This is a genomic window from Ensifer sp. LBL (genome assembly GCF_050435225.1).
Taxonomy (GTDB): Bacteria; Pseudomonadota; Alphaproteobacteria; order Rhizobiales; family Rhizobiaceae; genus Ensifer.
Genome location: NZ_JBNDJY010000001.1, coordinates 1,120,591 through 1,147,304 on the forward strand (window position 1 = coordinate 1,120,591; position 26,714 = coordinate 1,147,304).

At 63.4% G+C, this 26,714-nt stretch carries 22 protein-coding genes; 8 read left to right on the forward strand and 14 right to left on the reverse strand.

Going from position 1 to position 26,714, the window contains the following annotated elements:
* Positions 1–7 precede the first annotated feature (7 nt).
* From trpS to mutS, 5 genes are all read right to left on the reverse strand, one after another.
* Complete coding sequence (gene trpS / locus OKW20_RS05450; RefSeq protein WP_043615653.1) at positions 8–1,072, reverse strand: tryptophan--tRNA ligase; 1,065 nt, start codon at positions 1,070–1,072, stop codon at positions 8–10.
* Positions 1,073–1,183: 111 nt separating this feature from the next.
* On the reverse strand, positions 1,184–1,576 hold the full coding sequence (locus tag OKW20_RS05455) for a VOC family protein (protein ID WP_192448016.1): 393 nt from the start codon (positions 1,574–1,576) through the stop codon (positions 1,184–1,186).
* Positions 1,576–3,171 (reverse strand): murein biosynthesis integral membrane protein MurJ, encoded by a 1,596-nt coding sequence (gene murJ, locus OKW20_RS05460; RefSeq protein ID WP_429170721.1) that lies wholly within the window; start codon positions 3,169–3,171, stop codon positions 1,576–1,578. Before murJ ends, OKW20_RS05455 begins: the two co-directional genes overlap by 1 nt.
* Complete coding sequence (locus OKW20_RS05465) at positions 3,168–6,011, reverse strand: [protein-PII] uridylyltransferase (RefSeq protein WP_429170723.1); 2,844 nt, start codon at positions 6,009–6,011, stop codon at positions 3,168–3,170. Before OKW20_RS05465 ends, murJ begins: the two co-directional genes overlap by 4 nt.
* 233 nt (positions 6,012–6,244) lie before the next feature.
* Positions 6,245–8,998 (reverse strand): DNA mismatch repair protein MutS, encoded by a 2,754-nt coding sequence (mutS, locus tag OKW20_RS05470; RefSeq protein ID WP_429170725.1) that lies wholly within the window; start codon positions 8,996–8,998, stop codon positions 6,245–6,247.
* A 103-nt stretch (positions 8,999–9,101) separates the two neighbouring features.
* Here mutS and OKW20_RS05475 point away from each other — a divergent pair, with 103 nt between their 5' ends.
* Positions 9,102–11,387 (forward strand): NADP-dependent malic enzyme, encoded by a 2,286-nt coding sequence (locus OKW20_RS05475; protein ID WP_402323487.1) that lies wholly within the window; start codon positions 9,102–9,104, stop codon positions 11,385–11,387.
* A gap of 349 nt (positions 11,388–11,736) precedes the next feature.
* Here OKW20_RS05475 and OKW20_RS05480 read toward each other — a convergent pair whose 3' ends face one another.
* The 5 genes from OKW20_RS05480 to OKW20_RS05500 form a co-directional block, all read right to left on the reverse strand.
* Complete coding sequence (locus OKW20_RS05480) at positions 11,737–12,627, reverse strand: GNAT family N-acetyltransferase (protein WP_043615637.1); 891 nt, start codon at positions 12,625–12,627, stop codon at positions 11,737–11,739.
* Between the two features lie 121 nt (positions 12,628–12,748).
* The gene (locus OKW20_RS05485) at positions 12,749–15,025 is read right to left on the reverse strand and encodes an ATP-binding response regulator (protein ID WP_429170728.1); all 2,277 of its coding nucleotides are present in this window, start codon (positions 15,023–15,025) and stop codon (positions 12,749–12,751) included.
* Positions 15,026–15,080: 55 nt separating this feature from the next.
* Entirely contained in the window at positions 15,081–15,572 is a 492-nt protein-coding gene (gene lspA / locus OKW20_RS05490; RefSeq protein WP_429170730.1) for a signal peptidase II, read from the reverse strand.
* On the reverse strand, positions 15,569–16,429 hold the full coding sequence (locus OKW20_RS05495) for a TrmH family RNA methyltransferase (protein WP_429170732.1): 861 nt from the start codon (positions 16,427–16,429) through the stop codon (positions 15,569–15,571). The genes lspA and OKW20_RS05495 overlap by 4 nt, the downstream gene beginning before the upstream one ends.
* Positions 16,426–17,580: a class I SAM-dependent methyltransferase gene (locus OKW20_RS05500; RefSeq protein WP_429170733.1), complete on the reverse strand. Its 1,155-nt coding sequence runs from the start codon at positions 17,578–17,580 to the stop codon at positions 16,426–16,428. Before OKW20_RS05500 ends, OKW20_RS05495 begins: the two co-directional genes overlap by 4 nt.
* Positions 17,581–17,890: 310 nt before the next feature.
* On the opposite strand from OKW20_RS05500, the gene OKW20_RS05505 reads away from it, so the two are divergent.
* Entirely contained in the window at positions 17,891–18,349 is a 459-nt protein-coding gene (locus OKW20_RS05505; protein ID WP_043615626.1) for an SRPBCC family protein, read from the forward strand.
* A 58-nt stretch (positions 18,350–18,407) separates the two neighbouring features.
* Here OKW20_RS05505 and OKW20_RS05510 read toward each other — a convergent pair whose 3' ends face one another.
* From OKW20_RS05510 to sppA, 3 genes are all read right to left on the reverse strand, one after another.
* Positions 18,408–18,752, reverse strand: coding sequence for a lipopolysaccharide assembly protein LapA domain-containing protein (locus OKW20_RS05510; RefSeq protein ID WP_034797442.1), 345 nt, complete (start codon positions 18,750–18,752; stop codon positions 18,408–18,410).
* Positions 18,753–18,859: 107 nt separating this feature from the next.
* Positions 18,860–19,255, reverse strand: a complete 396-nt coding sequence (locus OKW20_RS05515) for an integration host factor subunit beta (RefSeq protein WP_371742532.1) — start codon at positions 19,253–19,255, stop codon at positions 18,860–18,862.
* Between the two features lie 36 nt (positions 19,256–19,291).
* On the reverse strand, positions 19,292–20,251 hold the full coding sequence (sppA, locus tag OKW20_RS05520; protein WP_429170736.1) for a signal peptide peptidase SppA: 960 nt from the start codon (positions 20,249–20,251) through the stop codon (positions 19,292–19,294).
* Positions 20,252–20,514: 263 nt separating this feature from the next.
* On the opposite strand from sppA, the gene lptC reads away from it, so the two are divergent.
* The 6 genes from lptC (at position 20,515) to ptsN (ending at position 25,709) form a co-directional block, all read left to right on the forward strand.
* Positions 20,515–21,183, forward strand: a complete 669-nt coding sequence (lptC, locus tag OKW20_RS05525; RefSeq protein ID WP_043615620.1) for an LPS export ABC transporter periplasmic protein LptC — start codon at positions 20,515–20,517, stop codon at positions 21,181–21,183.
* A gap of 15 nt (positions 21,184–21,198) precedes the next feature.
* Entirely contained in the window at positions 21,199–21,759 is a 561-nt protein-coding gene (locus OKW20_RS05530; RefSeq protein WP_192448025.1) for an LptA/OstA family protein, read from the forward strand.
* A gap of 12 nt (positions 21,760–21,771) precedes the next feature.
* The gene (lptB, locus tag OKW20_RS05535; RefSeq protein WP_043615614.1) at positions 21,772–22,590 is read left to right on the forward strand and encodes an LPS export ABC transporter ATP-binding protein; all 819 of its coding nucleotides are present in this window, start codon (positions 21,772–21,774) and stop codon (positions 22,588–22,590) included.
* Between the two features lie 146 nt (positions 22,591–22,736).
* On the forward strand, positions 22,737–24,275 hold the full coding sequence (gene rpoN / locus OKW20_RS05540) for an RNA polymerase factor sigma-54 (protein ID WP_429170737.1): 1,539 nt from the start codon (positions 22,737–22,739) through the stop codon (positions 24,273–24,275).
* A 224-nt stretch (positions 24,276–24,499) separates the two neighbouring features.
* Positions 24,500–25,072, forward strand: a complete 573-nt coding sequence (gene hpf, locus OKW20_RS05545; RefSeq protein ID WP_034797455.1) for a ribosome hibernation-promoting factor, HPF/YfiA family — start codon at positions 24,500–24,502, stop codon at positions 25,070–25,072.
* Positions 25,073–25,244: 172 nt separating this feature from the next.
* Entirely contained in the window at positions 25,245–25,709 is a 465-nt protein-coding gene (gene ptsN, locus OKW20_RS05550; RefSeq protein ID WP_034797457.1) for a PTS IIA-like nitrogen regulatory protein PtsN, read from the forward strand.
* Between the two features lie 54 nt (positions 25,710–25,763).
* Here the strand turns inward: ptsN and OKW20_RS05555 are convergent, their stop codons facing one another.
* Positions 25,764–26,579: a helix-turn-helix domain-containing protein gene (locus tag OKW20_RS05555; RefSeq protein WP_429170740.1), complete on the reverse strand. Its 816-nt coding sequence runs from the start codon at positions 26,577–26,579 to the stop codon at positions 25,764–25,766.
* Between the last annotated feature and the right edge of the window lie 135 nt (positions 26,580–26,714).

The following is a 26,714-nucleotide window of genomic DNA, read 5'->3' on the forward strand; positions in this document are numbered from 1 at the left end:
AATCAAATTACTGCAGGAAGCCGATGATTTCGCGCACTTCGCGCATCGTCTTTTCCGCACGCGCCCGCGCCCGCTCGCCGCCATCCCTGAGGATCGCGTCGATATGGGCGGTGTCGCCCATCAGCCGGCGCATCTCAGCCGTGATCGGCGAGAGAACCTCGACCGCAAGGTCGACCAACGCCGGCTTGAAGACCGAGAACTGCTGTCCACCGAACTCGGCGAGCACCTGCTCCTTGGTCTTGTCCGACAGCGCCGCGTAGATGCCGACGAGGTTTTCGGCTTCCGGACGGCCCTTCAGGCCGTCCACTTCGCTCGGAAGCGCGTCCGGATCGGTCTTGGCCTTGCGGATCTTCTTCGAAATCGTCTCGGCGTCGTCCATCAGGTTGACGCGCGAGAGATCGGAGGGGTCCGACTTCGACATCTTCTTGGTGCCGTCACGCAGCGACATGACGCGCGGCGTTGCGCCACCGATCAGCGGCTCCACCGGCGGGAAGTAGGCGTGGATCGGCTCCTCACCGACGACCATATCGACGCCGTAACCGGCGCTGCGGATGTGCTCCATGAAGTCGATGTTGAACTTCTGGGCGATGTCGCGCGTCAGCTCCAGGTGCTGCTTCTGGTCGTCACCGACAGGAACATGGGTGGCGCGATAGACGAGGATGTCAGCCGCCATCAGGCTCGGATAGGCGAGCAGACCGAGCGAGGCGTTCTCGCGGTCCTTGCCGGCCTTGTCCTTGAACTGCGTCATGCGGTTCATCCAGCCGATACGGGCAACGCAGTTGAAGATCCAGGCGAGTTCCGCATGCTGCGGTACGGCCGACTGGTTGAAAACGATGTGCTTCTTCGGGTCGATGCCCGAAGCGATGAAGGCGGCGGCGATCGAGCGGATCTGCCCCTTCAGGTCCTCATGCACGAGCTGCGCGGTGATCGAGTGCAGGTCGACGACGCAGTAGATGCAATCGTTGTTTTCCTGCAGCGCCACGAACTTGCGGATCGCGCCGAGATAATTGCCGAGATGGAGATTGCCCGTCGGCTGAACGCCGGAAAATACGAGCGGCTTGAATTCGTTCATGTCGTCCTCAATAGGCTGGTGGAGGGCCCCAGGGCCGGCTGGCCCATGTTGCTAACGGCATGGCTTATGCACGCAGGATGCAAGGCAATCAAGGGGCCCGGAGAAGCCCCTTCACGCCGCCGGCTGCAGCAGATCCCAATGGTTGCCGAACGGGTCGCTGAAGACCGCCACGGTGCCATAGGGTTCATGGCGCGGCGCTTCGAGAAAGACGACGCCTGCGGCCAGCATCGCCGCATGGTCGCGGGAAAAATCATCGGTGAACAGGAAGAAGCCGACCCGGCCACCTGTCTGGTTGCCGATCGCCGCCTGTTGGCGCTCGCCGTCCGCCTTGGCGAGCAGCAAAGCCGTCTCGACCGCACCCTTGGGACGGACGACGACCCAGCGTTTGGTGGCGTCGAGGACGGTGTCTTCGACGAGATCGAAACCGAGCTTGCCGCAATAGAAGGCGATGCCGGCATCGTAATCCGGCACGACCAGGGCAATGCGTGCGATGGTCTGGCGCATCATTCGCTCGCCTCAGGTGCTGCGGCGGGCGCTTTCGCCCCGCGCTTGATATTGCGGCGGATCATCCCGAGGCTCGCGCCACCGAGCCCGAAGGCAAGCGCGAAGTAGATCACCATGGCGACCGCGACGAGACCCGTCAACGTCGTTGCCCGCGTGAAGAGCGAGGCTGCCGAGGACAGCTCGAAGGCGAACCAGTCGACAGCAAAATACAGTGCCGCCGCCATGCCCGCCGCGGCGATGACGAGACGCGGGATACGGGTCAGAAGCGGGACGTCCCTACCCCAATGGCCGCGCCAGACAAGCGTTGCGAACAGAAGCACGGCATTGACCCAGCCGGCAACGATCTCGGCGGTGGCAATGCCGCTCGCGCCAAGCCGCGGAAACAGGGTGAGCGCCAGGGACACGTTCACGACGACGGAAATCGCAGCAAAGATCATCGGCGTGCGCGTATCTTCGCGCGCGAAGAAGCCGGGAATGAAGGCCTTGATCAGCACGAAAGCCGGCAGGCCGAGGCCGTAGATCGCCAGGATATGACCGACGATGACGGTCGAGTCGGCCGAGAACTTGCCGCGCTCGAACAGCAGCCGGACGATCGGCTCGGACATGACGAGCAAGGCTGCAGCGGCCGGCAGCGTCAGGAACAGCGTGAACTCGACCGAGCGGTTCTGCAGGTTCGAGGCCTCGTTGACGTTGCCCGAACGCAGCGCCCGGGCAAGTTCGGGCAGAAGCACGGTTGCGACCGCAATGCCGACGACGCCGAGCGGAAGCTGGTAGATGCGGTCGGCATAGACGAGCGATGACACCGCACCTTCCTGCGCCGAGGCGATGTTGGTGTTGATCAGGAGGTTGATCTGGGTGATGCCGCCGGTGATCGCCGCCGGAAGCGCCAGCACCAGCAGGCGCCGGACGTTGGCGGTCATCTTCGGGCGGCGAAGGCCGATCTTGATGCCGGCGTCGCGCACGGCGATCCAGACGATCGCAAGCTGGACGAGACCGGCGGCCATGACGCCCCAGGAAAGCCCATAGCCGACCGCGATCGGATCCTGGCCCGCATACCAGGCATAGCCGAGTACGCCGATGAGGATGAAATTGAGGAAGACCGGCGCGATGGCCGCGGCAAAATAGCGGTGCAGCGAATTCAGCATGCCCGCCATCATCGCCGCCAGCGACATGCAGGCGAGATAGGGGAACATGATTGCCGCAAAGACGATGGTGCTGCCGAGCTTTTCCGGGTCGTCGGCAAAGCCGGGCGCAATCAGGTTGCTGACGATGACGGGCATCGTCAGTTCCATCGCGATCGTCAGGAACAGAAGCACGGTGAAGAGGACGCCGAAAACCTCCTCGGAGAAGCGCCGCGCGCCATCCATGCCGTTCGCCTCGATCTCCCGGGCAAAGAGCGGCACGAAGGCGGAATTGAAGGCGCCTTCGGCAAAGAGGCGCCGGAAGGTGTTGGGCAGGCGGAAGGCGGTGTTGAAGGCGTCGGCAACCGGGCCGGTGCCAAGCGCTGCCGCCATGAAGGTTTCGCGGATGAAGCCGAACAGGCGGCTTCCGAGCGTCGCGCCGCCGACGGTTGCAAATTTCTTGACCAGACTCATGTTTCGGCTTTTGTCGTTCTGTGAGCGGAGGAAACGCCGGGGGGCGGCGCGATGATGCCCGACGGCATGCGGTCGCGCGCTTCGTCCCCTTCCCCGGCCATGACGGCCTTGAGGCGTGCGGCAATGTTCATCTGACGGTTTTCACTCGTCACCTTCTGGCCGACGAGGTCGGTGACGTAGAAGGTGTCGATCACCTTCTCGCCGAAGGTGGTGATGTGCGCCGAGGCGATGTCGAGCGAAAGATCGGACAGTACGGCGGTGATCTCGGACAGGAGGCCCGGACGGTCGAGGCCTTCGACCTCGATCACCGTGAACTTGTTCGACAGCGTGTTGCTGATCGTCACTTCCGGCGTCACGGTAAACGCCTTGGTGCGCTTCTTCACCTTGGTGCGGCTGGCAATCACCTCCGGCAGGCGCTTGCGGCCCGAAAGCACGTCCTCGATCAGCTTGCCGATGCTCGCAGCCCGGCGCATCTCGTCCTCATCGACGGCGAACTCACGGTTGACGAGGATGGTGTCGAGCGCGCGTCCGTCCGAGGTCGTGAAGATCTGCGCGTCGACGATGTTGGCGCCGGCGGCCGCACAGGCCCCGGCAATGACCGTCAGAAGCCGCGGATGGTCCGGCGAAAGCACGGTGATTTCGGTGATCGCGTGGAACTGGTGGGTGCGCACCGTGGTCGCGAGAGCCTTACCGGCGGCATCCGCCTCGCGGATGAAGCGCGCATGCCGGATCTGGTCTTCCAGCGCCACCGTCAGAAGATAGGGCTGGTAGTGCAGGCGCACATAGTCGTCGCGTTCCTTTTCGGACCAGTCCGTCAAGGCCTCGCCGAGCATGATCGCAGCATGGGCCGCACGCTCCTTGCGCGACAGTTCGGAGAAGCCGCCCGACAGCAACAGCTCGGTCTCGTAATAGAGCGTGCGCAGCAGCTGGCCCTTCCAACCGTTCCAGACACCCGGGCCGACGGCACGGATGTCACAGACGGTGAGCACCAGCAGCATCTTCAGCCGGTCAAGCGACTGCACCCGCTCGGCGAAATCGACGATCGTCTTGCGGTCGTTGAGGTCGCGCGTCTGGGCGACCATCGACATCAGCAGATGCTCTTCGATCAGCCATGCGACCAGTTCGGTCTGCTTCGGCGACAGCCCGAAGCGCGGGCAGAGCTTGCGTGCCACCTTGGCGCCGGCGGTCGAGTGATCCTCCGGCCGGCCTTTGGCGATGTCGTGCAAAAGCACAGCGACATAGAGCGCCTCGCGGTCCTCGATCCCCGGCATCAGCTTGGCGACGAGCGGATGGGCCTCCTCCTCGATGCCGCCCTCGATGCGCGACAGCACATCGACGGTGCGCAGCAGGTGCTCGTCGACCGTATAGTGATGATACATGTTGAACTGCATCATCGAGACGATCTTGCCGAAATCCGGAATGAAGCGGCCGAGCACGCCCGCCTCGTTCATGCGGCGCAAGATCAGTTCCGGCTTGCGGCGCGACGTGAGGATCGACAGGAAGAGACGGTTCGCCTCTTCGTTTTCGCGCAGCGCCGGCTTGATCAGGCTCAGCGACCGCGTCACCTGGCGCAGTGCCGCCGGATGGAATTCCAGCCCGTTGATATCGGCGATGTGGAAGAAGCGCAGCAGATTGACCGGATCGCGCTTGAAGACATCGGGGCTTGCGAGCGCAATGCGGCCGCCGTCGTCGACGAAATCGAGCGTACCGGCGATCTTGCGGCTGCGATGGGTGAAGCGGCCGATGATGCCGGAAATGCCGGGCGCGTCCTTGGCCTGCTGATCTTCGAGCGCTGCGCAGAAGATGCGGGTGAGATCGCCGACGTCCTTGGCCACCAGGAAGAAGTGCTTCATGAAGCGTTCGACGGCGGACAGGCCAGGATGGTCATGGTAGCCGAGCGCCTCGGCGATCTCGCGCTGGATATCGAAGGAAAGCCGTTCCTCGGATTTGCCGGTGAGGAAATGCATGTGGCAGCGCACCGCCCAGAGGAAGTCCTCGGCCTTCTGGAAGAGCTGGTACTCCTGCCGCGACAAGACGCCGAGCTTGACGAGGTCGGCAGTGTCCTTCAGCCGGTAGAAGTACTTGGCGATCCAAAACAGCGTGTGCAGGTCGCGAAGCCCGCCCTTGCCTTCCTTGACGTTCGGCTCGACGAGGTAGCGCGTGTCGCCGGCCTTGCGGTGACGCTCGTCGCGCTCGGCCAGCTTGGCGGCGATGAAGTCCGGGCCGGTGTTGCGCACGATCTCGTGGTCGAAGCGGGTTTCCAGTTCGGCGCAGAGCGTCTGCGAGCCGCAGATGTAGCGCGTTTCGAGGATGGCCGTACGGATCGTCATGTCGGCGCGTGACAACCGAATGCACTCGTCGATGGTGCGGGTGGCGTGGCCGACCTTGAACCCCAAATCCCAGAGGATATAGAGCATGAACTCGATCGCCGGCTCAGCCCAGACGGCCTTTTTCACCGGCAGCAGGAACAGAAGATCTATGTCGGAACCCGGCGCAAGCGTGCCGCGGCCATAGCCGCCGACCGCCGTCACGGCGATCCGCGACGCCGGCGGTGCATTGGCGGCATCGAAGATCTCGTTCAGCACGAAATCATGCAGCACCGTGATCAGCTGATCCTGCAGCCAGGAAATACGCTCGGCGCAGAGAATGCCGGCACCGTCGGCATTGAACAGTTCACGGGCCTTTGCCCGGCCAGCGATGTTTGCCTGTTTGAACGCGGCGAGCAGCGCCTGACGCATCGGGTCGCGCTGTTCGGCATGGGCCGAGGCGATGAAGTCGCATTTCGCCCGGAGCGCTGCGACGTCGAGAATTTCGGGAAAGGAAATGTCTTGTCTGCCCATGAAGTGCCGAGGGGCGCCCTGTCCGACTGGTTGCGTGGTCGTTCGCTGTCAAGCGCTCCTGCATGATCCTTGCGACCGAGGCCGAATAAAGACCAAACAGCAATCAAGCGCCGCGCCCGCAAAGGCGCGCGGCGCTGTATAGCCTTTTTACCGACGGCTTGCACAGGAAAAAGGCGCGCAGCGCCCAGGCCAAGAATTGCCGGAATGCGGGCGGAAAACCGCACGCACGTTCCTCATCCCGCCTTGGTCGCGCTCAATTCCTTCTTCAGCGCATAGAGCGCATCGAGCGCCTCGCGCGGCGTCATGTCGTCGGGGTTCAGCGCCTTCAGCGCCTCGTCGACCTTGGAGTTTCCGGCGGGCTTCACCTCTTCGCGGCGGATCGCCACCTGGAACAGCGGCAGATCGTCGATCAGCTGGCTCGCCGGGTTCTTGCGGTCCGCATCCTCGAGCTTGGCGAGCACGTCCTTGGCGCGCGCCACGACCGAGGCCGGCAGACCGGCGAGACGGGCGACCTGAATGCCGTAGGAGCGGTCGGCAGCACCCGGACCGACCTCGTGCAGGAAGATCACGTCGCCGTGCCATTCCTTCACGCGCATCGTCGCATTCGAGAGACGGCCGAGCTTTTCCGAAAGCACGGTCAACTCATGGAAGTGGGTCGCAAAGAGACCGCGGCAGCGGTTCGCCTCGTGCAGGTGCTCGACCGCCGCCCAGGCAATCGACAGGCCGTCGAAGGTGGCGGTGCCGCGGCCGATCTCGTCGAGGATGACCAGCGAGCGGTCGGTTGCCTGGTTGAGGATCGCCGCCGTCTCGACCATCTCGACCATGAAGGTCGAGCGGCCGCGCGCCAAATCGTCGGAGGCGCCGACGCGGGAGAAGAGCCGGTCGACGATGCCGATATGGGCGCTCGCAGCAGGCACGAAGGTGCCCATCTGCGCCATGATCGCGATCAGCGCGTTCTGGCGCAGGAAGGTCGACTTACCGCCCATGTTGGGACCGGTGAGCAGCCAGATCGCGCCGCCCTCCTCGCCTTCGGGCGGAGAGAGATCACAGCCATTGGCGACGAAGGCATTTGATGCCTGGCGCTTCAGCGCCTGCTCGACCACCGGATGGCGGCCGCCGTCGATCGCAAACATGCGCGAGCGGTCGACGGTGGGGCGGGCATAGGCCTGCTCCTCGGCGAGAACCGCAAGACCGACGGAGACGTCGACGGTCGCAAGCGCCAATGCCGCTGCCTTCAGCGTCTCGGCAGCAGCGACGACCTCTGCCGTCATCCGGTCGAAGGCTTGAAGCTCGATCGACAGCGCGCGGTCGGCGGCGTTGGCGATCTTGCTTTCAAGCTCGGCCAGTTCCGTCGTGGTGAAACGCATCGCGTTCGCCATCGTCTGGCGATGGATGAAACGGGCGCGGCCGGCATCCGTATCGGTCATCGAACCGGCATTGCCCGCCGTCACCTCGATGAAATAGCCGAGCACGTTGTTGTGCTTGATCTTCAGCGACTTGATGCCGGTCTCTTCGGAATATTGCAGCTGCAGGCCGGCGATCACCCGACGCGACTGGTCGCGCAGGCCCCGGACCTCGTCGAGCTCGGCATTGGCGCCTTCGCAGACGAAACCGCCGTCGCGTTTTAGAAGCGGCAGCTCTTCGCCAAGCGTCGCGTCGAGAAGGCCGAGCAGACCGGCGGGCAGCGCATCGATTGCGGCACGCGCTTCCTTCAGTTCGTCCGAGAGCGTGCCGGCAGCCATCAGTCGAGAAATCGAGGCAGACGCATGCAGGCCCGCTTGAATGGCGCCGAGATCGCGGGGGCCACCACGGCCCAGCGCCAGGCGCGACAGGGCACGCGGCATATCCGGCGCGCGACGCAACGCATCGCGCAGGTCGCCGGCAAAGGACGGCTGGTCCGCCAGGATCTCGATGGAGTCGAGACGCTCATTGATAAGGTCCGGGTCGGTCAGCGGCGACATCAGCCGCTCGGCCAGAAGCCGGGCGCCGCCGCTTGTCACGGTGCGGTCGAGCGCCTTCAAGAGCGTGCCTTCGCGTGCGCCGGACAGCGTCTTTACCAGTTCCAGATTGCCGCGGGTCGCCGGGTCGATGAACAGCGTCGAGGCGGCACTTTCGCGCTCGGGCGTACCGAGCGCCGGCCGCTCGGCAAGCTGGGTCTTTTCGACATAGGAGATCGCCGCAGACGCCGCCGCGAGTTCGGCGCGCGAGAAGGTGCCGAAACCGTCGAGCGTCTTGACGCCGAAATAGCGGCTGATGCGCCCTTCCGCCGTCGCGCTGTCGAACAAGACTGCCGGCTGCGGTACGGCAACGCGGCCGAGCACGTCGAAGACGGGACGTAGTTCCGGGTCGTGAAAGACCGTATCGGCCAGGATCAGTTCGCGCGGCTCGATGCGCAGGATGTCGGCAAGCAGTCGGCTCTCGGCCGTTTCGGCGAGGCGGAAGATGCCGGTGGAGATGTCGATCCAGGCAAGCGCGTAGGCAGGCTCGGACCCGCTCTTGATCCGCGCCAGCGCCATCAGATAGTTGGTCTCGGACGGCGAAAGCAGTTTCTCTTCGGTGATCGTGCCTGGCGTGACCAGGCGCACGACGTCGCGGCGCACCACCGACTTGGCTCCGCGCTTCTTGGCTTCCGCCGGGTCTTCCACCTGTTCGCAGACGGCGACGCGGAAGCCGAGACCGATCAGCTTCTGCAGGTAATCATCGGCCGCATGCACCGGCACGCCGCACATCGGGATCTCCTGCCCCATATGCTGGCCACGCTTGGTGAGCGTGATGCCAAGCGCGCGCGAGGCTTCGACCGCGTCCTGGAAGAACAGCTCGTAGAAGTCGCCCATGCGGTAGAACAGCAGCGAATCCGGGTTGTTCGCCTTGATCTCGATGAACTGTTCCATCATCGGCGTCGCCGTGGAACGGCTTTCCTCGCTCGCCAATTCGGCTGCGGATAAAACCTCCCCCGCGCGGGTCGAATAGTCTGTCACGAAATTCATGATTGTCCCGAAAAAAGAGATGGCACACTATCGCCAAGGAAATATAGACGACAACCATAAAGAGGCGCGCCGCAAGGCTCGCCCACAGGAGGATTGAGGAAACATGCCGGCCACCGACAAGACCGATCGCACCATGACGAGCGTCACCGCGCAGGAAGCGCTCGATTTTCACTCGCAGGGTCGTCCCGGAAAGCTGGAGATTTCTCCCACCAAGGCGATGGCCACCCAACGCGACCTGTCGCTCGCCTATTCGCCGGGCGTTGCCGTGCCGGTCAAGGCGATCGCCGAGGACCCAAACACCGCCTATGATTACACGACGCGCGGCAACATGGTCGCCGTCATCTCGAACGGCACCGCCATTCTCGGCCTCGGCAATCTCGGGGCGCTTGCGTCAAAGCCTGTCATGGAAGGCAAGGCCGTGCTGTTCAAGCGCTTCGCCGACGTCGATTCCATCGACCTTGAGGTCGATACCGAAAACGTCGACGAGTTCATAAACTGCGTGCGTTTCCTCGGGCCCTCCTTCGGCGGCATCAACCTTGAAGACATCAAGGCGCCGGACTGTTTCATCATCGAGCAGAAGCTGCGCGAAGTCATGGACATCCCGGTGTTCCACGACGACCAGCACGGCACCGCGATCATCGCCGCCGCCGGCCTCATCAACGCGCTGGCGCTGACCGGCCGCGACTTCAAGACGACGAAACTCGTGTGCAATGGCGCAGGTGCCGCAGCCATCGCCTGCATCGAGCTCATCAAGTCGATGGGCTTCAATCCGGAAAACGTGATCCTGTGCGATACCAAGGGCGTGATCTTCCAAGGCCGCACCGAGGGCATGAACCAGTGGAAGTCGGCCCATGCGGTCAAGACCGACCGCCGCACGCTCGCCGAAGCGATGGACGGCGCCGACGTGGTCTTCGGTCTTTCGGCCAAGGGCGCGCTGTCGGAGGACATGGTGCGCTCGATGGCGCCGCGGCCGATCATCTTCGCCATGGCCAATCCGGACCCGGAAATCACACCTGAGGAGGTTGCCCGCATCCGCGACGACGCGATCGTGGCCACCGGCCGTTCGGACTATCCGAACCAGGTCAACAACGTGCTCGGCTTCCCCTACATCTTCCGCGGTGCACTGGACGTGCGCGCAACGACCATCAACGACGAGATGAAGATCGCCGCTGCCGAGGCGCTCGCCAGCCTTGCGAAGGAAGACGTTCCCGACGATGTCGCCGCCGCCTACCAGGGCAACCGGCCCCGCTTCGGCCCGCAATACATCATCCCGGTCCCCTTCGACCCGCGGCTGATCTCGGCGATCCCGATGGCGGTCGCCAAGGCGGCGATCGAGAGTGGCGTTGCCCGCAAACCGATCACGGATCTCGAAGCCTATGGCCGCCAGCTTTCCGCCCGCCGCGACCCGATCGCCTCGACGCTGCAGCGCATCTACGAGCGCGTCCGGCGCCAGCCGAAGCGCATCGTCTTTGCCGAAGGCGAAGAGGTGCAGGTCATGCGCTCGGCCATCGCCTATGCCAACCAGCAGCTTGGCACCGCCATCCTGCTCGGCCGCGAGGAGCGCATGCGCGAGACGGCGGAGCGTGAAGGCATCGACCTCGACCGCCCCGGTATCCAGATCGTCAATGCGCGTCTTTCCAAGCGTGTCGGCGCCTATACGGACTATCTCTACGCACGCCTGCAGCGGAAGGGCTTCCTCTTCCGCGACGCCCAGCGCCTGATCAACAACGACCGTAACCACTTCGCCGCCTGCATGGTGGCGCTCGGTGACGCCGACGGCATGGTGACGGGTCTCACCCGCAACTATTCGACGGCACTCGAAGACGTGCGCCGCTGCATCGACCCGAAGCCCGGCCACCGCGTCATCGGCGTCTCGATCGCGCTCTGCCGCGGCCGCACCGTGCTCGTCGCCGACACGGCGGTTCACGACATGCCCTCTTCGGAGGAGCTTGCCGATATCGCCGAGGAAGCAGCCGGCCTCGCCAAGCGTCTCGGCTACGTGCCGCGCGTGGCGATGCTTGCCTATTCCACCTTCGGTCATCCCCAGGGCGAGCGTTCCGAGCGGGTGCGCGAGGCGGTCAACATCCTCGACAAGCGTCGCGTCGATTTCGAGTATGACGGCGAAATGGCCGCCGACGTGGCGCTCAATCCGAAGGTGATGGAGCAATACCCGTTCTGCCGCCTATCGGGCACGGCCAACGTGCTCGTCATGCCGGCGTTCCACTCGGCATCGATCTCGACCAAGATGCTGCAGGAACTCGGCGGCTCGACGGTGATCGGTCCGTTGCTCGTCGGCTTCGACAAGTCGATCCAGATCGTCTCGATGTCGGCCAAGGATTCCGACATCGTCAATATGGCGGCGATCGCGGCCTATAACGCCGGCATGTAGGACCGGTATTGCCGGTCCGGCGGCTGCTCCATTTCGGTGCAGCCGTCTCCGTTCGGGTCAATGCGCGACCCCGATTGGTAGCAATTCGAAACAAATATAAAGAAGAAAAGCCCGCTTTCCGAAAAGGAGGCGGGCTTAATAACATGTAATGCATTTATGTTTAAGGTAATGAAAGACGGAGCCTTGGGAACCCTATGTCTGCCGACCTCCGGAAGATCGGCAGTTTCTCCATTTATTTTCTCTATTCGTTCGTCATGAAACTAGAGAAGAACATGACAATACATGTCTCTCTTTCGACCCTGAAAGTCAAACCCATCATTAATAATTGGTTAACCCCACCGCGACCCGGTCAGGAGGCAGCGCCACCGAAACGTCCGGCATCTGCGCCGTAGTAGTTGAGGTAGCGGCCCGAGATGTTGCTGATCGGCAAAACGATCAGAACGTCGGTGGTGCGGAACGCATGATCGACCACCGCGCCGTCGCCGACCATGGCGCCGAGCCGCATATAGCCCTTGATCAAGGGCGGCAGAGCGGCAAGCGCCTTCTTGGCATTGATCGCCTCGGCCGGCATCAGATCCATCGTCCGGTGCAGCTCGGGCCGTGCGCTGACGGCCCAGTCGTCGCGGGCGCGGATATTGTGGTGCAGGAAGGACAGCGCCAGCGCATGCTCGGCCGGAACGACCCCCGGGAACGAGCCGCAGCCGAACATCGCGTCCATGCCGTATTTGAGCGCATAGGCCCAGTTGCCCTGCCACAGGAGTTCGACCGTGCGCTTGGTCCGGTAGTCCGGCAGGACGCAGGAACGGCCGAGCTCCATGAAGCGCTTGGTCGGATGACGGGCGAGAAGCGCGTCGATCGCGAATTCGGAAGACGAGTAGAAGCCGCCCGAGCGCTCAGCCACATCCTGGCGCAGCAACCGGTATGTCCCGACGATCTGATCCTCGGCGTCGCCTTCGATCGAGGTATCGAGAACCAAAAGGTGGTCGCAGATCGCGTCCCAGCTGTCGACGTCGCGCTTGCGCCGATCGGCCTCGGGGCCGACCTGCGCCTTCATCTCCTCGACGAAAACCTTGTAACGCACGGCCTGAGCGGCATCAATTTCCGACGCCGTGCGGGCGAGCCGCGTCTCGAGATTGGCGATCCTGCCGAGAACGTCGGACGCCGGAGCGGCGGCTTTCTTGCCGATGCAAGCCTGAGAAGTGTCAACCACGTTCGCCGAATCCAGTAGCTCGATGGCCATCCGCGTAATCCCGAATCAAATCTGTCTGCGGGGGCTTAGACCACGTTTCTGCAACAACATAGTGACATGAACATTGCGTACAACCCCCGCTGTCCGATCAATACCGTAACCGCCGCAAGAGTTACCGTTTGCGCAACAGACGCGCGATCTCGGCGGTCAGCACCTGTGGTTCCACGGGCTTGGCGAGCACGACATCGGCACCGGCGGCAAGCAGGCGGTCGCGCATGTCCTCGCGGATATCCGACGTCAGAACGATCACCGGCAGCCGCGCCAGCGCGCGCGACGCCTCGTCCGCGCGTATCTGCCGCATCATGGAAAGCCCGTCGCCACCCGGCATGTTGAGGTCGGTGACGAGAAGCTCCGGCGATGCGTTACCGGCGGGCGCCCGCAGCGTCTCGGCGACCCCCGCGAAGTCGCTGACCAGTTGCACCGCATGTCCCGAGCGCTGCAGCAGGGTGCGGATGATCAATGCATTGATCGGGTCGTCCTCGGCCAGCAGGATGCCGTGTCCCGGCCGACGGTCGGGTTCGATGACCGGCTCTTCGCGCAGGACCGGCCTGTTGTCGTTGATCGCGTCGCGCTTTTCGATGCCCTTCAGGCGCCCGAGCAGCACTTCGACCAGCGACTTTTCGCGCAAGGGCCGGATCAGCCAGGCCTCGTAGCCATCCATCTGGTTGACGGGGTGGCTGTTGCGCTCCTCCGGATTGATCAGATAGGTGCGGCGAACCTCCAGCCGCCCGATGGCCGGCTGCAGCGCCAGAAGCTGCTCGTACTGCTGGGCGTGCCGGTGATCGACGATCACGTCGGTGAGCGGCGCGCCGCCTGCCTGCACGTCGGCGAGAACATGCTGGGCTGCGGCAAGCGTCGTTGCGCGGTGGCAGCGCCCGCCAAGCGTCGCGATGGTTGCGGCCAGCGCCGCCGAGGCCGGGCCATCAGGGGCCATGACCAGCACATGCGATCCGGCAAGGGTCGAGCGGCGCTCCGGCGCGATCGCCTCGACCTCTGCAAGCGGCATGCGGATTTCGAAGCGGCTGCCGCGGCCGGGCGCACTTGCGGCCGTGAGGCTGCCGCCGCAGGCCTGCATGATGCGCCTGGATATGGCGAGGCCGAGACCGGTGCCCTTGGCGCGCTGTTCGTCATTGCCGGCCTGCTCGAACTCCTCGAAGATGCGCTTCAGATCGTCGGGCGACATGCCTGGACCCGTATCGTCGATGCGGATCCGCACGCAGTCCTCGATCGTGTCGGCGCTGACGAAGACGCCGCCGACTTCCGTAAATTTGACCGCGTTGCCGATGACGTTGAAAAGCACCTGCCGCAGACGCGCCGCGTCGAAAGCCATCAGCGCGGGGACGTTGACGGAAACGGTGGCGCCGATCTCGATGCCCTTCTCGTGGGCGCGGTTGGAGAGCATTTCCACGACGCTCTCGATCACGCCGCGCGGATCCTGCCGGCTCGGGCGAAACTGGAAGCGACCGGCCGAAAGCGACGAAAAGTCGATAAGGTCTTCGACGAGCTGGACCAGCGCGTGGCCGGATTGCTGCATTCCGGCGAGATAGTTCTTCTGCTCGCTCGACAGGCGGGTCTGGCCGAGCAGATGGCTCATGCCGAGAATGCCCGAAAGCGGCGTGCGGATTTCATGGCTGACGGTGGCAAGCAGTCGCGACTTTGCCTGGCTCGCCTCTTCAGCCCGCCGGCGCGCCGCCTCGCGCTCGCGCGCAGCCCGCGCTTCCTCGGTCACGTCGCGTGCAATGCTGTGGCGCATCAGCTTGCCGCTCGCCGGATCGCGGGCAATCACGTCATGCCAATCGAAAAGGCGGATGCCCTCGGCAGCGGCGATGCGCACGAGGTAATGATTGGGCGCGGCCTTCGGCTCGAAGCTCAGGCCAAGGGCACCGCAGGCCATGCCCCGGACATCCGACCGGCCGCAGATCTGATGGAAGACGGCATTGGCGTGGACAATCTTTCCGTCCATGCCGCGCATGATCGCAAGGTCGCCCAGCGCATCGTGTATGGTCGAAAGCAGCGCCGAGGTTTCGGAGCGGTGCCAATCCTTGTCTCGCTCCGCCTCGTCGGAAACCGGCACGCTGTCAAACGCGCGGATGGCTTCGACGGCGAGCAGAAGCGCACCGACCACGCCGGCCGCAGCAATCGCCGCGGCAAACAGGTGGAAACCGGCAGTCATGCCGACGACGAGGATAAGGCCGGAAGCGACCAGGCCGAGCAGCGCCAGGGATGCATAATTAAGCGCAGAGCGCGCACCGGAAGCGGGCTGCGCCGACACCTCACGGGACGGCGGCCCATCGAGCGGAAGCGCCGAAACCGACGCAGCGCTACCCGCCCGGGCATCTCTCCCGAAGCCGGTTTCGATCCGCTCTAGCAGTCGTGACGGTTCGCTCATGCGTTCCGGCTAACACGACAGGCGTTCCGAATGGCTTCAAGGCTTCGATAAAATCTTACCGATCCGCCTTTTTCGCGTGCAGCAGCTCGTCAAGGATGATCGCCCCTGCGCCGATGGTGATGAAGGTATCGGCCAGATTGAAGACGGCGAAGGACCACGTCTCCGTATAGAACAGGATGTAATCGATGACGTAGCCGAAGATCACCCGGTCGACGAGGTTGCCAAGCGCACCGGCAATGATCAGCGCGTAGCCGAAATGGGCGAAGAACCGATCCTTCGGCGTGCGCTTCCACAGCCAGAGCACGAAGGCGCAGACGGTGAGCCGCATGCCGACGATGAACCAGCCTTCCATGCCCGACAGCATCGAGAAGGCGACGCCGTAGTTGTAGGTGCGGTAGAGCGCCAGCATCGGCACCACATGGACCGCCTGGTTGAACGGCAGGTAAAGCTCGACCAGATACTTGATCACCTGATCGGCGATGAGTGCGAGAACGATGAAGACCGCGATCGGCAGCGGCCGCGAAAACAGCACCGGCTTCTCGCTCATGCGCGGGCATCCAGCGTCAGCAGATGGCGGCGCGCCTCGAACAGCATTATGCCGGTGGCGATCGCCAGGTTGAGCGAGTCGGCACGGCCGGCCTGCGGGATGCGGGCAAGCGCACCGGCCTCGCGGGCGAGCTCCTCCGGCAGACCCGACTGCTCGTTGCCCATCAAAAGCACGACCGGCTTCGACTTGTAGTCAATGGTGCGATAGTCGACGGCGCCGGCGAGATGGGTCGCGACGACCTTCACGCCCGCGGATTTCTGCCAGCGGATGAAATCCTCGACGCTGGCGCGCGCCACCGGCATCGCAAAGACCGAGCCCATCGTCGCGCGCACGGTTTCGAGCGAAAACGGATCGGTGGTCTCGCCGACGAGAATGACGCCGGAGGCACCGGCGGCATCGGCCGTGCGGATGACGGTGCCGAGGTTGCCGGGGTCGCGAACGCGATCGAGCGCCACATAGGTTTCACCGCGCTGCGGCTTCAGGTCCTTCAGCGACTGGTAGCGCTGCTCGAAAATGCCGACGACCATCTGCGGGTTGTCGCGCCGGGTGATCGTCGACAGCACCTTCTCGCTGACTTCCAGCACCAGCCCACCCTTGGCGAAGGTCTTCGCCGCCACCTGTTCGACATGCGGCTTGCCCTTGGCGGCCTTGGCATAGATCAGCGTCTTGATCTTCCAGCCGAGGTCGAGCGCGTCGATCACCAGCTTCAGGCCCTCCGCCATGAAGGAGCGCGTCTCGTCGCGGTGCTTCTTCTGCGTCAGCGCGCGGATGTCCTTGATGATCGGGTTGGTGAGGCTCGTGACCTCCTTCACCTGACCGACACGACCGGTGCCGTGCTCGCTTCTGTCGTTCGTCATTGCGGTACCCAGCGGCTGAAGAGTGAAGTCGAAAGCGCCCTGCCCGGCTCGCGGCCGTCAAGCCCGCCTTCGCGGATGATGAGTTCGCCCGACTCCACCCGGCCGCCGCGGCCGCGCATCGTCTCGCGCATCAGTTCATGGATCGAGTAGAAGCTCGCCCGGATCGAATAGGCCGTCAGCACCAGGCCGCGCGCCTCCGGCGACAGGATTTCGCGGCAGATGTCGAGCATCGCGGCGAGATGGTCGAAAAGCTGCCAGACCTCGCCGTTCGGCCCGCGGCCGAACTTCGGCGGGTCGGTGAGGATGATGTCGTAGCGGCTACCGCGGCGTTCCTCGCGCTGGATGAATTTCATCGCATCGTCGCAGATCCAGCGGATCGGCAGGTTTTCGGCCCGCGCCAGCTGCTGGTTTTCGCGCGCCCAGCCGATCGCCTTCTTCGAAGCGTCGACATGGGTGACCTCGGCGCCGGCCCTGGCGGCGATCAGCGAGGCAACGCCAGTGTAGCCGAAGAGGTTCAGAACCTTCAGCGGCCGTCCGGCCGCCTCGACCTGCTCCTTCACCCAGCTCCAGTGCGCGAGCTGTTCGGGAAAGACGCCGACATGGCGGAACGAGGTGAAACGGCCGTGGAACTCCGTATTGAGAAGCTGCATCGGCCACGTCTCGCCGAGCACGGCGCCGGGAAAGCGCCAGCGGCCCATGCCGTCTTCGTCGGTGTCGCCGGTGAAGATCGCGTCGGCCTTCTCCCAGACGCTGTCGGGCAGGTTGCGCGGCCAGAGCGCCTGTGCCTCGGGGCGCACGATGCGATAGGGACCGTACTGTTCCAGCTTCTCGCCGGCGCCGCTGTCGATCAGGTGGTAGCCGGAAGCGTCGGACGTTTCAAGAATGAGCGGTACGCGCTCGGCCGGCTTGTCGCCGGTTCGCCGCGCGATCACCCGCGCCGGCGCTTCCTGCGCAGGCGCATGCTTTGCGGGCTTCTCGCGCGTCTCCGCGCCCTGCGCTGCCGCCGGTCGCGCCGGCCGCTCCTTGAAGCCGCCGTCCTTTGGCGGCGCCGAACGCTTCTCTGCGTGGCGGCCGCCGCCACGCGCTTCGGCACCACGGCCCTTGGCCGTCGTCACGGAGGCATTCTTCGACCGCCGGTCCTTTTCCTTCACGCTGAAATCCCTGGGCTTTGTTGGTGCATGGGCCGCCTGCCTGCGCAGTATCCGGGACGGGCCGGCGGACGCCATGAGGTTTGTCGCCGCAGCCTGAGGCCGCGGCATCTCTTGAAGCTGCAAATAGCATCGCTGATGCTCTTGGCAAAGCCGTTTCCGTTTTGCGAAGATCGAGGCGCAAGAACCCGCTGCGAATTTCCACGGGCCGGAACCGGCTTCGCGACAAAATTCCGCGGCAGGTCTAATGTGTCGGAGCGATGTTTGCGCGCCGAAATCGGGCACCTGGCGCCGCCACGGGGGAGGAAAACGCATGGACATGACCGGCGAAGAACGGATTGCGGCTGGGCGCGACGCGGTGTGGCGCGGCCTCAACGACCCGGAAATCCTCAAACGTTGCATCCCCGGATGCCAGTCGCTGGAAATGACGTCGCCGACCGAGCTTGCGGCCGTGGTGAAGATCAAGATCGGCCCGGTCTCGGCCTCCTTCACCGGCAATGTCGTGCTCTCCAACCTCAATCCGCCAGAGAGCTATACGATCTCGGGCGAAGGCAAGGGCGGCATCGCCGGCTTTGCCAAGGGCGGCGCCGATGTCGCCCTGACCGAGGACGGGGAAGAAACGGTGCTGCGTTACGACGTCAAGGCAGAGATCGGTGGGAAGCTCGCGCAGCTCGGCTCGCGTCTGATCGACTCGACCGCCAAGAAACTGGCGCAGCAATTCTTCGCCGATTTTAGCGCCGCCGTTGGCGGCCCGGCGGAAGCTGCGAGCTGAAAACGCAACGCGGCCGAGGGCGCATCCCGTCTCGGTTCGCAGGCTTGTGAAGTTCTGATCAGTTCTGCGGCGCTGCCAGCGTCGCCTGGGTTGCGAGCTTTTCCGCCTGGCTGCGGTGTTTCTCCGCCTCGCGGTGCCACTTCACTGCTTCGTTGGCCTCGTTGCGCGCGCGCCGCCGGTACTTGCCCTGGCTGAACCAGGTGGCGGCGGCACCGAGAATGACGCCGACGATGACCGCAAGGAACAGGAAGACGAAGAACGGCGCGCTCACCGAAAGCACGCTGTCTTCCGGCCGGAAGGGGTTCAGTGCCAGCGTCACGCTCTGGCGGTTGGCCACGCTGAGCACGATCAGGATGATGGCGACCGGTACAAGAACAACGATGTTGATCAGTTTCTTGAACATTCAATCGCTCCATTTCGCCGACGCCCACACTCTTTGCCGGACACTTGCCGGCAACGGGCCTCGTTTACAGGGGGTCGTTGGGGGCCTCACTAGACCGCCAAGGATAATCAATCCTCGTCGTCGCCGTTCATGCCCGGGTTGAGCCGCTCGCGCAGTTCCTTGCCGGTCTTGAAGAACGGCACCCATTTTTCCTCGACGAAAACGGAATCGCCGGTACGCGGGTTGCGCCCGGACCGCGAGGGCCGGTTCTTGACCGAGAAGGCGCCGAAGCCACGCAGTTCGACCCGGTTGCCTGCGGCGAGCGCGTCGGTGATCTCATCGAGGACCGCGTTGACGATATTTTCGACGTCGCGGTGGTAGAGATGCGGATTGCGAGCTGCAACAATCTGCACCAGTTCTGACTTGATCACTGTCGCCCCCTCAAATTCTTGTTTGTTTTGCTTTTTCGGTCTGCATTGTGATTTCCGCAAGGCGGTGCGCGGCATTTGCAAAATCACCGACATCGCTCGACGGCTCAGGCTGGGTATATGTCGCCTTGCTCATTGGCCATCAACCTGCCAAACCGAAACAAGACCGTCAAGAAACAACTTGTCGCCTGCAACTTTTTCGAGCCCGCTCATTGCCGGAAAAGCGTCATATCCCAACATCTTGATCCAGTTGCCGACCAGCGCGCCAAGGCCAAAAGGCAGGGTCTTGCGGGGGGCTTCCCAATCGACGATCGGCAGGTCCTTCGACACCTTTTTCTCGGTGAGGAAGGCGCGAATTTCGTCCTCGCCGCCAAGCTTGTCGACGAGCTTGGCCTTCAGCGCCTGGCGACCGGTGAAAATGCGTCCGTCGGCGAGTAGCAACGCATCGGGACGCGACAACTTGCGGCGGTCGGCAACCAGGTCGACGAACCAGGCGTAGCTGTCGTCGATCATCGACTGGATCATGGCCTTTGCCTCGTCGCTGGCCGGATGGAAGGGCGAAGGTTCCGCCTTCAGCGGCCGCGACTTGATCGATTCCAGGGAGACGCCGAGCTTGTCCATCAGCTCCTTGACCTGCGGATACTGGAAGATGACGCCGATGGAGCCGGTGATCGAGCTTTCGCCGGCAACGATCGTATCGCCGCCGAGCGCGATCATGTAGCCCGCCGAAGCGGCAAGCGTGCGCACATCGGAAACGACCGGTTTCTTGGCGGCGACCTTGCGGATCGCCTTATAGATGACCTCGCCGCCATAGGTGGTGCCACCCGGCGACGAAATGGTCACGACCAGCGCCTTGACGCTGTCGTTGTCGGCAATCTTCTGCAGGCGCTCGAGCAGCTCGCGGTCATCCTGGATCAGGCCGGTGATCGCGACGCGCGCCACATGCTGCCTGTTGTGGCCGACGTCGTCGGCAGCACCGGACCAGGCAAAGATTGCGAGCGCGACGAGGAGAAGCAGGCCCGCCACCACAAAGCGCCAGAAGCTCAACTTCCGGCGCAGGCTGCGGCGATCGGCGATGGCGAGTTCGTCCATGTGGGTTTCTCCCGATTTGTTGGCGCTGCTTCTGTCAGTTTCCGCGGGAACGTGCTATCTGCGCGCGAAGAGGCATATTCCATAAACGCGCTTGGTCACGGTTGAAAGCCGCGGCAGGCGTTTTTGCGCCTTACCCGAGTTTTTTTGCGGCGCCATTGTGCGACAGCAAAAAATATCCATATTTGCGACGACTTACACCAATGTATGTAAATGACCCCTTCGCCGGGTCAGCGACAAAAGCAGTAGAACCGACAGGCCTTTTCATGTTGAACCACGCGCCAGCCCCGGGCATCTTTGCCGATACGGGTGCGAGCTCCGCCGACGCCTACGCGCTCGCCGCGCGGCATTCCGCGCGCGTGCGTCGCCTGAAGATCATCCTGCCGATCATCGCCGGCGTCATCGCCGTCATTTTTGCCGCCGTCTCCTTCGTGCGCGCCTTCATGCCCGTCGACCTGCAGATCGAGACCGCGACGATCGAGGACGGCAAGATCGTCATGAAGAACCCGGCGATCTCCGGCCGCAACAAGCAGGGCATCAGCTATTCGATGAAGGCGCAGCGCGCGCTTCAGGACATCGCCAACCCCGACATCATCACGCTGCAGACGATCCACGCGGAAATGCCGATGAAGGATTCGATGATGGCAACCGTCGATGCCACCAACGGCATCTATGATCGCGGCGCCAATACGCTCGACATGAACGCCCCGTTCACCATTTCCGTCAATAATGGCATCAACGCCGACTTCCAGTCGGCCTATCTGGACATCAATGCCGGCGAGATGGAAACGAAGCAGCCCGTTGCGATCAGCATGAAGGGTGGTTCGATCATTGCGCAGACGCTGCGAATGACGGATAAGGGACGTATTGTAATTTTCGAGGGCATGGTGAGGGTGAACGTCGAGCCCACCGCCATCCGCAAAAACGCGAAATAGGACCCGGTGCACTCCATGTCGGTCACAACCGCATCATTTTTCAAGATTTCCGCCAGCCTGGCCATTGCCGGAGCCGGCGCTTTGATTATTGCCTCCGGCGCTTTTGCGCAGGCCACATCGAGCAAGATGAAGGGCCTTGAGTTGTCCAACGACAAGCCGATCCAGATCGAGAGCGACAAGCTCGAAATCAAGGACCCGGAAAGCAAGGCGATCTTCAGCGGCAACGTCAAGGTCGTGCAGGGCACGACGACGCTGCAGGCGGGCAACATGGTCGTCTTCTACAAGTCCGGCGGCGGCTCGGTTTCGAGCGGCGACGCCGACATCGACCGTATCGAGGTCAGCAACAAGGTTTTCCTGAGCTCCGGTACCCAGCAGGCGACGGCCGACACCGGCTCGTTCGACATGACCAAGCAGGTCTTCGTTCTCAAGGGCGACAAGGTCGTCCTCTCGGAAGGCAAGAACGTCTTCGTCGGCTGCCAGCTCAACGTCCAGATGGAAACCGGCGAGGCCCAGCTCGAAGCCTGCGGCGGCCGCGTGCAGATCCAGCTCGACCCGAAGTCCCGCAAGACGAACTGACGTAGACCGCTCGTGCAACTTCCCTTCCTCCACAAGCGCAAACGGGTCCGCAAACCGTCGGCGACCGCTGCGGTCGCCTCCGGCCATGCGGTCGACAAGGCGCGCTATGACGGCACGCTGATCGCCCGTGGGCTGACCAAGGCCTATCGCGAGCGCCGGGTCGTCAACGGCGTGTCGCTCGTGGTGCGGCGCGGCGAAGCCGTAGGCCTGCTCGGGCCGAACGGCGCCGGCAAGACCACCTGCTTCTACATGATCACCGGCCTCGTCCCCGTCGACGAGGGCTCGATCGAGATCAACGGCAACGACGTGACGACCATGCCGATGTATCGGCGCGCACGCCTTGGCGTCGGCTACCTGCCGCAGGAAGCGTCGATCTTCCGCGGACTGACGGTCGAGGAGAACATCCGCGCCGTGCTCGAGGTCCACGACAAGAACCTGGAGCGACGCGAGAGCAAGCTCAACGACCTGCTCGGCGAGTTCAACATCACGCATTTGCGCAAGTCGCCGGCGATCGCGCTTTCCGGTGGCGAACGCCGCCGTCTCGAAATCGCCCGAGCGCTCGCGACCGACCCGACCTTCATGCTGCTCGACGAGCCCTTTGCCGGCGTCGACCCGATCTCGGTCGCCGACATCCAGGCACTTGTCCGGCATCTGACCTCGCGCGGCATCGGCGTGCTGATCACCGACCACAACGTCCGCGAGACGCTCGGCCTCATCGATCGCGCCTACATTATTCATGCCGGCGAAGTGCTGACGCATGGTCGCGCCAACGACATCGTCACCAATCCTGACGTGCGCCGGCTCTATCTCGGCGACAATTTCAGCCTCTGAGACCGCCTCGCGGGCGATTCCGCCCGCGATCGCGCTTGACCAAACCTTTCCGATAAGCAATTTTTGGGCCAATTAAGAAAAGGGCCCGATCGGCGACCGGAGAAGCACCGCGGCCCCTGGAGATTTCTCGGGAGTTTCGCGTCAGCATGGCCCTGTCCGCCAGCCTTCATCTGCGCCAATCCCAGTCCCTGGTGATGACGCCACAACTCATGCAGTCGATCCAGCTGCTGCAGATGACGCATCTTGAACTCAACCAGTTCATCGCCCAGGAAGTCGAAAAGAACCCGCTGCTCGAATTTCAGGCAAATGACGATCAGCTCACCCCGGAGCGGGGCGAGATGGCCGGCGGCGACGAGAGTGGCGGAAACGACGACGGCGGCGGCCAGGCGGATCTCTATGACAGCGCCACATCGCAAAGCGGCGAGCGGCTCGACGACCAGCTCGATGCCGATTTCGCCAATGTCTTCCAGGACGACACGACGCCGCAGCGCGCCGACGCGCCGGAATTGCTTGGCCAGTGGAAATCGATGCCCGGCGGCGGCGAGGGCGAAGACTACGACCTCGACGACTTCGTCGCCGGCCGCAAGAGCCTGCGCGAAACGCTTCTGGAGCAATTGCCCTTCGCACTGCCGACGCCGTCAGACCGACTGATCGCACAGCACCTCATCGACCAGCTGGACGACGCCGGCTACCTGCAGGCGGACCTCGGCGAGGTCGGCGAACGGCTGGGTGCCGCGCATGCCGATGTCGTCAGGGTACTGCTGACGCTGCAGCAGTTCGATCCGCCGGGCGTCTTTGCCCGTTCGCTCGGCGAATGTCTCGCCATCCAGCTGCGTGCCCGCGACCGGCTCGATCCGGCGATGGAGGCGCTGCTTGCCAATCTCGAACTTCTGGCGCGACGGGATTTCGCAACGCTCAAGAAGATCTGCGGCGTCGATGAGGAAGACCTGATCGACATGCTGGCGGAAATCCGCAAGCTGGATCCGAAGCCGGGCACCAGCTTCGAGACCAGCGTCAGCGAGGCAATCGTGCCCGATATCGTCGTGCGGGCAGCGCCCGACGGGTCGTGGCTGGTCGAGCTCAATCCGGATGCTTTGCCGCGCGTTCTGGTCAACCAGGACTATTTCGCTTCGGTTTCGCGCGGCACGCAGAAAAACAGCGCCGACCAGGCCTTCCTCAACGAATGCCTGCAGAATGCCAACTGGTTGACGCGCAGCCTCGACCAGCGCGCCCGCACGATCATGAAGGTCGCGACCGAGATCGTGCGCCAGCAGGACGCCTTTCTCGCCAACGGCATCGGGCATCTCAGGCCGCTGAACCTCAAGACCGTGGCCGACGCCATCAAGATGCATGAATCGACCGTCAGCCGCGTCACCTCGAACAAGTACATGCTGACGCCGCGCGGGCTGTTCGAACTCAAATATTTCTTCACCGTCTCGATCGGCTCGGCCGAAGGCGGCGACAGCCATTCGGCAGAATCCGTGCGCCACAAGATCCGCACGCTGATCCAGGAGGAGAGCACCGAGGCCGTGCTTTCCGACGACGACATCGTCGACATCCTCAAGAAGGCCGGCATCGACATCGCGCGGCGCACGGTCGCCAAATACCGGGAGGCGATGAACATCCCCTCCTCCGTGCAGCGCCGGCGGGAGAAGCGCGCGCTCGCCAAGGCCTCCGGTTTCTGAGCCCCGAACGTTAAGGCGCATTAACTTTTTTGCGACCTTCGATTGACTCTCTCCGACACAGGCGATATGAGCCCGCCGCAATTGCCGGGGACATGCTCGCCCCGGAGGCGACCGGTGCGACCGGTGGCTGCGACAGAGGCGCGCTCGCAAGTCTGAAAGGCTTGGATGACGGGACCGCTTGGAATAGACTGGCTACGCAAATCACGAACGAGAGAGGAAACTCCATGAGTGTGCGTGTATCCGGTAAACAGATGGAAATCGGCGATTCGTTCCGCGCCCGCATTGGCGAGCAGATCGAGCAGGCCGTTACCAAATATTTCGACGGAGGATATTCAAGCCAGGTCACTGTGGAAAAATCCGGGCCGCGCTTTAGCGCCGACTGCAAGCTTCATCTCGATACGGGCGTGGTAATGCAGGCGAATGGCCAGGCGAACGATCCACAGGCAGCCTTCGACGCGGCGTCGGACCGCATCGAAAAGCGCCTGCGTCGCTACAAGCGCAAGCTGAAGGATCATCACAACGGCAACGGACAGAACGCTGCCGAAGTGGCCTACACAGTGATGGATTCGGTGCCCTTCGAGGATGACGAAGTCCCCGAGGATTACGCACCGACGATCGTCGCCGAGAGCTCGAAACAGTTGAGGACGATGTCTGTCGCCAGCGCCGTGATGGCGCTCGACATGACCGACGAACCCGTCCTGATGTTCCGCACTCCCGGCAAGGCTGAGTTGAATATCGTCTACAGACGCAACGATGGAAATATTGGCTGGATCGACGCTGCCAATATCAAAGCATGAGCGAAAAAGAGGGATGCCGGCATGCCGGCGTCCCTCTCCCGCAACTCAGCGGCCAGGCCGGAAAATGTGACTTTTCTGTGCATGGAACCCGCCATGACAAAGATGGTTAGAGCCATTGCGACGCATTTATGATGATGTTGTCCGGCTCTAACCGGCGAACGAGGACAAAAGAATGGCATTGGCAGGTCTACTGCATCAAAATGCGATCATCCCGGCCATGAGGGCCAACTCGAAAAAACAGCTCCTTCAGGAATTGGCGGCAAAAGCTTCTAAGATCACCGGGGTTCCGGAGCGTGAAATCTTCGACGTGATCCTGCAGCGCGAGCGCCTCGGTTCCACCGGCGTCGGCAACGGCATCGCCATCCCGCACGGCAAGCTCAACAACCTTCCCTCGATCATCGGCATCTTCGCGCGTCTCGACACGCCTGTCGATTTCGAGGCGCTCGACGACCAGCCGGTCGATCTCGTGTTCCTGCTGCTTGCTCCGGAAGGCGCCGGCGCGGACCACCTCAAGGCCCTGTCGCGCATCGCCCGCGTGCTTCGTGACCAGGACATGGTCGCCAAGATCCGCTCGAGCGATTCCGCCAGTGCGATCTACACGCTGCTCGACGACGACGCGACCTCGCACGCCGCCTGAGCTTGAACAACGGGGCGCATCCAGTAGGATGCGCACAGTCGCCCGAACCTTGCGTCAATAGAGCTGACGCCCGTTCAAATGATCAATGAAAATCCGGAACAGTGCACCCTGGCTCGAAATGCCGAGCCGGCGATAGATGTTCTTGCGGTGGATGCGCACCGTCCCTTCGGCAATGTTCATGACCTTGCCGATCGACAGGTTGCTGTGGCCCCTGAGGATCAGGCGCACGATGTTGCGCTGCTGCTTGGTCAGCCGATCTGAACACAGGCTCTCGAACGCCGCTTCCATCGCGTCGTCGTCGCCCTCCTCGGAAGGCGGCGGCGCGACCGTCTGGCCCCGCTGTCTCCAGTTCGACCGGATGGCCTCGCGCACGATCGGCTCGTAGACGCGGAGCCGCGATAGTTCCGCCTCGCTGAAAGGTTCGCCGCCGCGGCCGCGCATCAGCGAATAGGTCGCCTGCAGGCCGCCATCGAGCGGGATGACGAAGCCCACCTCCTCGACGAGAACGCCCGATTCCATCGACACGCAAGGATGCACTTCCGCCGACGACGAGAAGTCGGACTGGAAGAACTGGTCCGGCGCCAGCTCGCGCATCCGCCAGAGCCCTGCCGGCTGGCCGGCACAACAGGCGACGTAAAAGGGATCGAGCAGGTAGGCGCCGCCGAGATAGGCGGAAAGCGCACTTGCCGACACCTTGGCCGTATAGCCGTCATGCAGGACGATCGGCCTGGCATCGTAGGGGTAGGCAAACACGACCGAGAGATCGAATCCGGTGACCGACCGGAGCATCCGGTCCAGCGCCCGACCGAAATCCTCGGTGCCGATCAGGCCGATCATCGCCGAGATATCGGCGGACTCGCTTGCGAGCATTCCCTTGTCATCCCCCAACCCTACGTATCCCTCATGGGATATCGACAGCCCCTCACTCGTCAACAATAATTCCCGGGGAGTGAGAAACCGGATCCGTCGCGGGTCGTCGTTGGCGACCGATGCGAAGGACGCCCA

Coding starts and splice junctions, on each gene's coding strand:
- trpS (WP_043615653.1), bottom strand. CDS start 1,072: ATGAACGAATTCAAGCCGCTCGTATTTTCCGGCGTTCAGCCGACGGGC.
- OKW20_RS05455 (WP_192448016.1), bottom strand. CDS start 1,576: ATGCGCCAGACCATCGCACGCATTGCCCTGGTCGTGCCGGATTACGAT.
- murJ (WP_429170721.1), bottom strand. CDS start 3,171: ATGAGTCTGGTCAAGAAATTTGCAACCGTCGGCGGCGCGACGCTCGGA.
- OKW20_RS05465 (WP_429170723.1), bottom strand. CDS start 6,011: ATGGGCAGACAAGACATTTCCTTTCCCGAAATTCTCGACGTCGCAGCG.
- mutS (WP_429170725.1), bottom strand. CDS start 8,998: ATGAATTTCGTGACAGACTATTCGACCCGCGCGGGGGAGGTTTTATCC.
- OKW20_RS05475 (WP_402323487.1), top strand. CDS start 9,102: ATGCCGGCCACCGACAAGACCGATCGCACCATGACGAGCGTCACCGCG.
- OKW20_RS05480 (WP_043615637.1), bottom strand. CDS start 12,627: ATGGCCATCGAGCTACTGGATTCGGCGAACGTGGTTGACACTTCTCAG.
- OKW20_RS05485 (WP_429170728.1), bottom strand. CDS start 15,025: ATGAGCGAACCGTCACGACTGCTAGAGCGGATCGAAACCGGCTTCGGG.
- lspA (WP_429170730.1), bottom strand. CDS start 15,572: ATGAGCGAGAAGCCGGTGCTGTTTTCGCGGCCGCTGCCGATCGCGGTC.
- OKW20_RS05495 (WP_429170732.1), bottom strand. CDS start 16,429: ATGACGAACGACAGAAGCGAGCACGGCACCGGTCGTGTCGGTCAGGTG.
- OKW20_RS05505 (WP_043615626.1), top strand. CDS start 17,891: ATGGACATGACCGGCGAAGAACGGATTGCGGCTGGGCGCGACGCGGTG.
- OKW20_RS05510 (WP_034797442.1), bottom strand. CDS start 18,752: ATGTTCAAGAAACTGATCAACATCGTTGTTCTTGTACCGGTCGCCATC.
- OKW20_RS05515 (WP_371742532.1), bottom strand. CDS start 19,255: ATGTCGGTGATTTTGCAAATGCCGCGCACCGCCTTGCGGAAATCACAA.
- sppA (WP_429170736.1), bottom strand. CDS start 20,251: ATGGACGAACTCGCCATCGCCGATCGCCGCAGCCTGCGCCGGAAGTTG.
- lptC (WP_043615620.1), top strand. CDS start 20,515: ATGTTGAACCACGCGCCAGCCCCGGGCATCTTTGCCGATACGGGTGCG.
- OKW20_RS05530 (WP_192448025.1), top strand. CDS start 21,199: ATGTCGGTCACAACCGCATCATTTTTCAAGATTTCCGCCAGCCTGGCC.
- rpoN (WP_429170737.1), top strand. CDS start 22,737: ATGGCCCTGTCCGCCAGCCTTCATCTGCGCCAATCCCAGTCCCTGGTG.
- hpf (WP_034797455.1), top strand. CDS start 24,500: ATGAGTGTGCGTGTATCCGGTAAACAGATGGAAATCGGCGATTCGTTC.
- ptsN (WP_034797457.1), top strand. CDS start 25,245: ATGGCATTGGCAGGTCTACTGCATCAAAATGCGATCATCCCGGCCATG.
- OKW20_RS05555 (WP_429170740.1), bottom strand. CDS start 26,579: ATGCTCGCAAGCGAGTCCGCCGATATCTCGGCGATGATCGGCCTGATC.